We start from the raw sequence: 5,852 nt of genomic DNA, 5'->3' as shown, positions 1-5,852 counted from the left end.
GGGGGTTTGTCTGCGAGGACGCCTAGATCACCTTTTTGGTGGGTGTCGGAGAGAGCTGCGACGGAAGCGGGGGGTGAGAAGCGGCCGCCGACGCGGCTCTGGCTCTTTTCGTATTGGGGCCCGTCCGGGGCTCTGTCGCAGGGTCAGGCCCCTCGCGAGCCCGGGGGCAGGGCCGCGGGCTGGGTGCGCCCGGAGTGCCGGCCCATCCGCTGCCAGGACCCGAGGCCGCCGCTGTGCGTGCCGGTGCCGCTGCTGTGTCCGGTGGCCCCGCCTGTCACGGCGAGACCGGTGGAGAAACCGGCGGAGTGGCCGGAATGGCCGCCCAGCGGGAGACGGCTGCCGAAGAGCCCGGTGCCGAAGGCCATGAAGCCGAGATTCTCCTCGCCGCTCCGATCACCCGGCAGCGCCCGGAACGAACGGCGGTACTCGGAGTACAGCGCGTCGTAGATCGGGGTGTGGGACTGACCGCCCGAGGGGTCCTGCGAGGGCCGCATGGCAGGAATCGGGCTCGGGCGCTGGTGGGAGGAGTCGTATGAGTGCACGTATGTGCCAACGACCCCGGTGTCCGTCGGATGCGGGCGCAGCGGAGAAATCGCTGTTCGCCGCTGGTGCGAGGGGCCGCCGCCCATGATCAGGTGCCGGCCAGCGGCATCGCGGCGGCCACCAGGAGCCGGTCGGCCGCGGCCTTGTCCAGAGCGTCGCGCAGCAGGTCCTCTCGTGGCTGCTGGCCGATCGATCCGGCGGGGGCGGCGAAGACGAGGACGGTCTGCGACTTGTTGGCCGCGGTCCGCCAGCCCTCGGTGACCTGGAGCGGGGCGTGCGCCTGCCACCAGGCGACCGGTGCGCCGCCGGTGCCCGGCTGGAGCACGGCGTGCAGCTGCCCCATGGCGAGCAGGATCGACCAGCCGTGCAGCACGGCGGGCACCTGGTCCATCCGGTGGACCGGGTGGAAGCCCTGTTCCAGCAGGAGCTGGAGAAATTCGTCGCCCCGGCTGCCGTCCGTGCCCGGACGGGCGATCGCCCCGGTCGGCTCGACGACGAGGGCCGGGTGGAGCTCGTCGTCGATCAGGACGAGGCCGCTGGTGATCCCGAGGACGGCCTGGTCGGCGGGGAGGTTCTGCGGCTGCGCCGCGCCGCTGCCGGAATCGCCGGAGCCCTCGGTGCCGGTGATGCTGCGTACGGCGCCCTGCAGCTGCTCCTCGGCGACCTGGACCACCTGCGAGGGGATGCACGTCGCGTGGGCGAAGGCGAGGACGGCGGTCTCGTCGCCGACGAAGAGCACCGTGCTGGTGCGTTCCTGCTCGGAGTCGCCAGGGGTGCGGCAGGAAGTGCAGTCGTAACTGCCCGGGGCGTTGTCGCCGACAAGCAGCCGGTCGGCTTCGGCGTCGCCGATCTCGGCGCGTACGTCCTCGCTGACGTCGAGCATGCGCGGCACGGGTGGCTCCTCGAACTCGGTGCGTGCGCCGGGCGGTTCCCGGCTCATGGAAATGACAACGGGTGAGCCGCAGTCGGGGTCACGCGAGAAAGGGAACGTAATCGAACCAACCGGCGCAGAGGGTGAATCTCGGGATCTTTGAGGCTGATTTGAGCGTATTTTTCCGGACCTGGTGGGGCGCGATGTGGTCGACTCGATCACGAGCCGGTGCGCCGATACATCGACAAAACGGGAAAGTGGGCGAGTTTACGGCTGACCGAAATTCGTCCCTACGTGGAGTGAACCGTCGACCGGCCTACGCCGTCATGCCAAGTGCAGCCTGCCGCTGACCAGCCGAACCGGGAGACATGGCGTTTCATGCACATTTCTTTCCTGCTCCACAACGCCTATGGAGTCGGGGGCACGATCCGCACGACGTTCAATCTCGCCGGGGAGCTGGCCGGGCACCATGACGTCGAGATCGTGTCGGTCTTCAGGCACCGCGACGTTCCCGCGCTGGGCGCTCCCGAAGGGGTGCGCATGAGCCACCTCGTCGATCTGCGGAAGAAGAGCCCGACGTACGACGGCGACGCCGCCGAATACGCCCGTCCCGCGACCGTGTTCCCGCGCGGCGACAGCAGATACCGGCAGTACAGCAGGCTGAGCGATGCACGGGTGGCGGGCCATCTGCGTTCCCTGGAGGCGGACGTCGTGGTCGGAACCCGGCCGGGGCTCAATGTGCACATCAGTAGGCAGGCCCGCCGAGGCCCGGTCCTGATCGGGCAGGAACACCTCACCCTCGACAGCCACGGCTACCGGCTCCGCCGCGAGATCGGGCACCGCTACGCCCTGCTCGACGCGATCACCACCGTCACCGAGGCCGACGCCCAGGCCTACCGGACCGGGTTCAAGCTGCCCGGCGTACGCATCGAGGCCATTCCCAACAGCGTGCCCGCGCCGACGGTCGCGCCCGCCGACGGCGACCACAAGTGGGTGATCGCCGCGGGCCGGCTGCACAAGGTCAAGCGGTACGACCTGCTCGTCCGGGCGTTCGCCGACGTGGTCGCGGTCCGCCCGGACTGGCGGCTGCGCATCTACGGCGGCGGTGACGCGACCGGGAACGAACGAGAGGCGCTGCTCACGCTCATCGCCCAACTCGGCCTGCACAACCACGTGTTCCTGATGGGCCCGGTCAATCCGCTGGAGGCCGAGTGGCCCAAGGGGTCGATCGCCGCGGTCACTTCGGACCGCGAGTCCTTCGGCATGACCATCGTCGAGGCGATGCGCTGCGGGCTGCCGGTCGTCGCCACCGACTGCCCGCACGGCCCCCGCGAGATCATCGACGACGGCACCGACGGACGGCTGGTGCCCGTCGGTGACACGGCGGCGGTGGCCGACGCCCTGCTCGGTCTGATCGAGGACGACGGGGCACGGCACCGCGCGGGGCACGCCGCGCTGGCCGCTTCGCGGCGGTTCGACCCGTCGCGGATCGCCGAACGCCATGAACGGCTCTTCACCGAACTCGCCTCGCGGGGCCCGCGCGACCGCTCGCACGGCGCGATGGGCACCACGCTGCACCGCGCCCGGGGCGCCGTGCTGGACGGGGCGTACGCCCTGCGCTACAAGGCAGCCGCCGCGATCCGCAAGGGGAAGACCGCATGACCGCCTCCGCAGGACGAAGGACACCGCGGGCCGACTGCACCGTGGGACCCGACGGCGGGATCACCTTCGATCTCGACCTCCGCCGCGGCGAGGACGAGGAGGTGCCCGAACTGCTTCTCCGGCTGCGCGGCGCCAAGGGTCCGGACGGCGACGGCAGGACCGTACGGCTGTCGCTGAGCCCGCTGCGCGACGGCCGGCTGCGCGCGGTGCTGCCGGGGACCACGGAAGCCGCCGAGGGCCGCTGGGACGTCTACCTGCGGGAGCCGGGCGCGGGCGACGACGGGGCGGTGGCCGTCGAGCCCGGGATCAGGGACCTGCGACTGCTCGTCGACCACGCACCGGGGGCCGGGCGGATCGCGGTCCGTATCCCGTACCCGACCCTCGACGGCCGGCTCGCCGTGCGCTGCTGGCTGCGCGCACCGCACGCCGAGGCCGGACCGGTGACCTTCGACGGGACCGGGATGACCGTCGAGGGCACGCTGTACGGGACCGGTCTCGGCACCGATGCCCGTGTCGAGGCGCGACTGCCCGGTGCCGACGGCCGGGTCCTGCGGGTGCCGGTCACCGGGCAGCCAGGCGGCTTCGCCTTCACGCTCCCCCTCGACCGGCTGGCCGATGGGGCCGTCACCGCGCAGCAGCTGTGGACGCTCTGGCTGATCCCGGGGGCGGCGGAGGGCGAGCCGGCCGGCGGCGTACGGATCTCCCGCATCCTCGACGACATCTGGGACCGCAAGAAGATCTTCGTCTACCCGGGCCGCAGCGCGGGGGAGGGCACTCGGGCCACCCCCTGCTACTCCACCGACAACGACCTCTGCGTACGGCTCGAACCGGAACCGGCGCCTTAGAGGCTGTCGGGTGACCTCGGACCGGGCGGCCACGCCCTGGCACGCACGCTTCCCGCGTTGTCGTCGGTCGACGACGCTCCGCGTCGCCTCCCTCCTCCGCCTTGGAATCGCACGCACCAGACCGCGTCCGCTTTTCCGATCCGAGGTCACCCGACAGCCTCTTAGGGCCTGTCGTTCGGATCAGGCCGGGCTCGCGTGTCCTGGACCCCGCCAGGGGTTGCGGACGCGGGCTGTCCGCAACCCCTGGCAGACTCGCCCCATGTTGGAGACCTCGGCACGACTGCTGCGTCTGCTCTCACTGCTCCAGGCGCACCGCGACTGGTCCGGCGCCGATCTCGCCGATCGGCTTGGAGTCACCCCGCGGACCGTCCGGCGTGACGTCGACAAGCTGCGCGAACTGGGCTACCCGGTCAACGCCAGTCCCGGCACCGGCGGCGGGTACCAGCTCGGCGCCGGTGCCCAGCTGCCGCCACTGCTCCTGGACGACGAGGAGGCCGTCGCCGTCGCGGTCGGCCTGCGCACCGCGGCGGGCAACGGCGTCGAGGGCATCGGCGAGACCTCCGTACGCGCCCTGGCCAAGCTCGAACAGGTGCTGCCGGACCGGCTCCGGCGCCGGGTTAACGCGCTGAACACCTTCACGGTGCCCTTGCTCCGCGGGCCCGGTGCGTCGGTCGCCGACGCGGGTGTCCTGACCGAACTCGCCGGGGCCTGCCGGGACGCCGAACGGCTGCGCTTCGAGTACCGGGACCACTCCGGCTCCGTCTCGCGGCGGACCGTCGAACCCCACCGGCTGGTGTGTACCGAGCGCCGCTGGTATCTCGTCGCCTGGGACCTGGACCGCGCGGACTGGCGTACGTTCCGGGCGGACCGGATCACCCCTACACCGCCGTACGGACCGAGGTTCGTCCCCCGTGACGCACCCGCCGAGGATCTGGCCGCCTATGTCTCGAAGGGGATCTCCACGGGGGCGTACCCGACGCAGGCGGTGGTCCGGCTGAAGGCGGGGATCGAGCGCGCGGCCGAGCGGGTCTCGCCCTCGGCCGGGGTGCTGGAGGCGGTCGACGCCGACACCTGTCTGCTGCGCACCGGGGCCGCCACCCTGGACGTGCTGGTCATCCACGTGATGATGCTCGGGATCGACTTCGAGGTGGTCGAACCACCGGCGCTCCAGGACGCGATCAGGGTGGCGAGGGACCGGCTGTCCAGGGTCCTGGAGTGAGCCCTGCCTGCGACAACGCCATACCGGCGGTCGGGGTTGCCCGCTATACCGGTGGCAGTCGACGGCCGTCCCCGTGTCCCGGCGCGAATATTGTGACCAAAGGATAAGGCCGCCATAAGGAAGCGTGAATTCCCGGCGACCTGCTCATTTACGCAGGTTATTCGGCGCGGGAATTCCACCCGCTCGATACGGGATATTCCGCTCCGATTTCGGGCCTTCCGCGTGATCGATTTCCGGCTTGTGTGATTACTGTGTGTCCGGTCCCCGGGGCACGGCTTCGGGTGGCGTGATTCATACGGCGCGCGTGTCGTGATCCTGTGACACAAGCGTGACCGGCAGGGAACGTGGGGATGCCCGGCGGCGGCAGGCGCCCCGGCTTCCGTCGCCGCCCGCGGCCGCCTACGGTGAGGTGCATGGCACCCATACCGACCCCTCCCGTCCAGCCCGACGACGCCCCCGGTGAGTACGTCGGCCTCGCCGCCGACGCCGCCGAACGGCGGGCCCGCAGCCATGGCTGGACCACCGTCAGATCCCTGCCGCCGGGCGCGATCATCACCATGGAGTTCCGGAGCGGACGGATCAACTTCGAGGTCGACGCCGCCGTCGTCACCCGCTGCTGGCTGGGCTGAGACCTCCCGCGCCCCTGGGCCGCCCGGCCCCGGACCCCAGGAAGGGGGGGGGGGGGAGGGGGAACAGGGGGGGGGGGTGGGCT

General features: G+C 71.4%; 6 protein-coding genes. 4 read left to right on the top strand and 2 right to left on the bottom strand.

Annotated elements, in window-relative coordinates; all coding sequences use genetic code 11:
• Positions 1 to 143: 143 nt before the first annotated feature.
• Both ACFVX4_RS36460 and ACFVX4_RS36455 read right to left on the bottom strand, forming a co-directional pair.
• Entirely contained in the window at positions 144 to 494 is a 351-nt protein-coding gene (locus tag ACFVX4_RS36460; RefSeq protein WP_389986163.1) for a hypothetical protein, read from the bottom strand.
• A 137-nt stretch (positions 495 to 631) separates the two neighbouring features.
• On the bottom strand, positions 632 to 1,435 hold the full coding sequence (locus ACFVX4_RS36455; RefSeq protein WP_389986218.1) for a hypothetical protein: 804 nt from the start codon (positions 1,433 to 1,435) through the stop codon (positions 632 to 634).
• Between the two features lie 357 nt (positions 1,436 to 1,792).
• On the opposite strand from ACFVX4_RS36455, the gene ACFVX4_RS36450 reads away from it, so the two are divergent.
• From ACFVX4_RS36450 to ACFVX4_RS36435, 4 genes are all read left to right on the top strand, one after another.
• Positions 1,793 to 3,076, top strand: a complete 1,284-nt coding sequence (locus tag ACFVX4_RS36450) for a glycosyltransferase family 4 protein (RefSeq protein WP_389986160.1) — start codon at positions 1,793 to 1,795, stop codon at positions 3,074 to 3,076.
• Positions 3,073 to 3,921 carry a transferase gene (locus ACFVX4_RS36445; RefSeq protein ID WP_389986157.1) on the top strand — a complete coding sequence of 283 codons (849 nt, stop codon included), beginning with the start codon at positions 3,073 to 3,075 and terminating at the stop codon, positions 3,919 to 3,921. Before ACFVX4_RS36450 ends, ACFVX4_RS36445 begins: the two co-directional genes overlap by 4 nt.
• 259 nt (positions 3,922 to 4,180) lie before the next feature.
• A complete protein-coding gene (locus ACFVX4_RS36440) occupies positions 4,181 to 5,140 on the top strand; it encodes a helix-turn-helix transcriptional regulator (protein WP_389986154.1) in 960 nt (319 codons plus the stop codon).
• 413 nt (positions 5,141 to 5,553) lie between these two features.
• A complete protein-coding gene (locus tag ACFVX4_RS36435) occupies positions 5,554 to 5,769 on the top strand; it encodes an I78 family peptidase inhibitor (protein ID WP_326764787.1) in 216 nt (71 codons plus the stop codon).
• Positions 5,770 to 5,852 lie beyond the last annotated feature (83 nt).

The sequence above is a fragment of the Streptomyces sp. NPDC058240 genome (genome assembly GCF_042882135.1).
GTDB lineage: Bacteria > Actinomycetota > Actinomycetes > Streptomycetales > Streptomycetaceae > Streptomyces.
The sequence above is the reverse complement of the archived record's forward strand: the minus strand, read 5'-3'. Positions and strand labels throughout refer to the sequence as shown.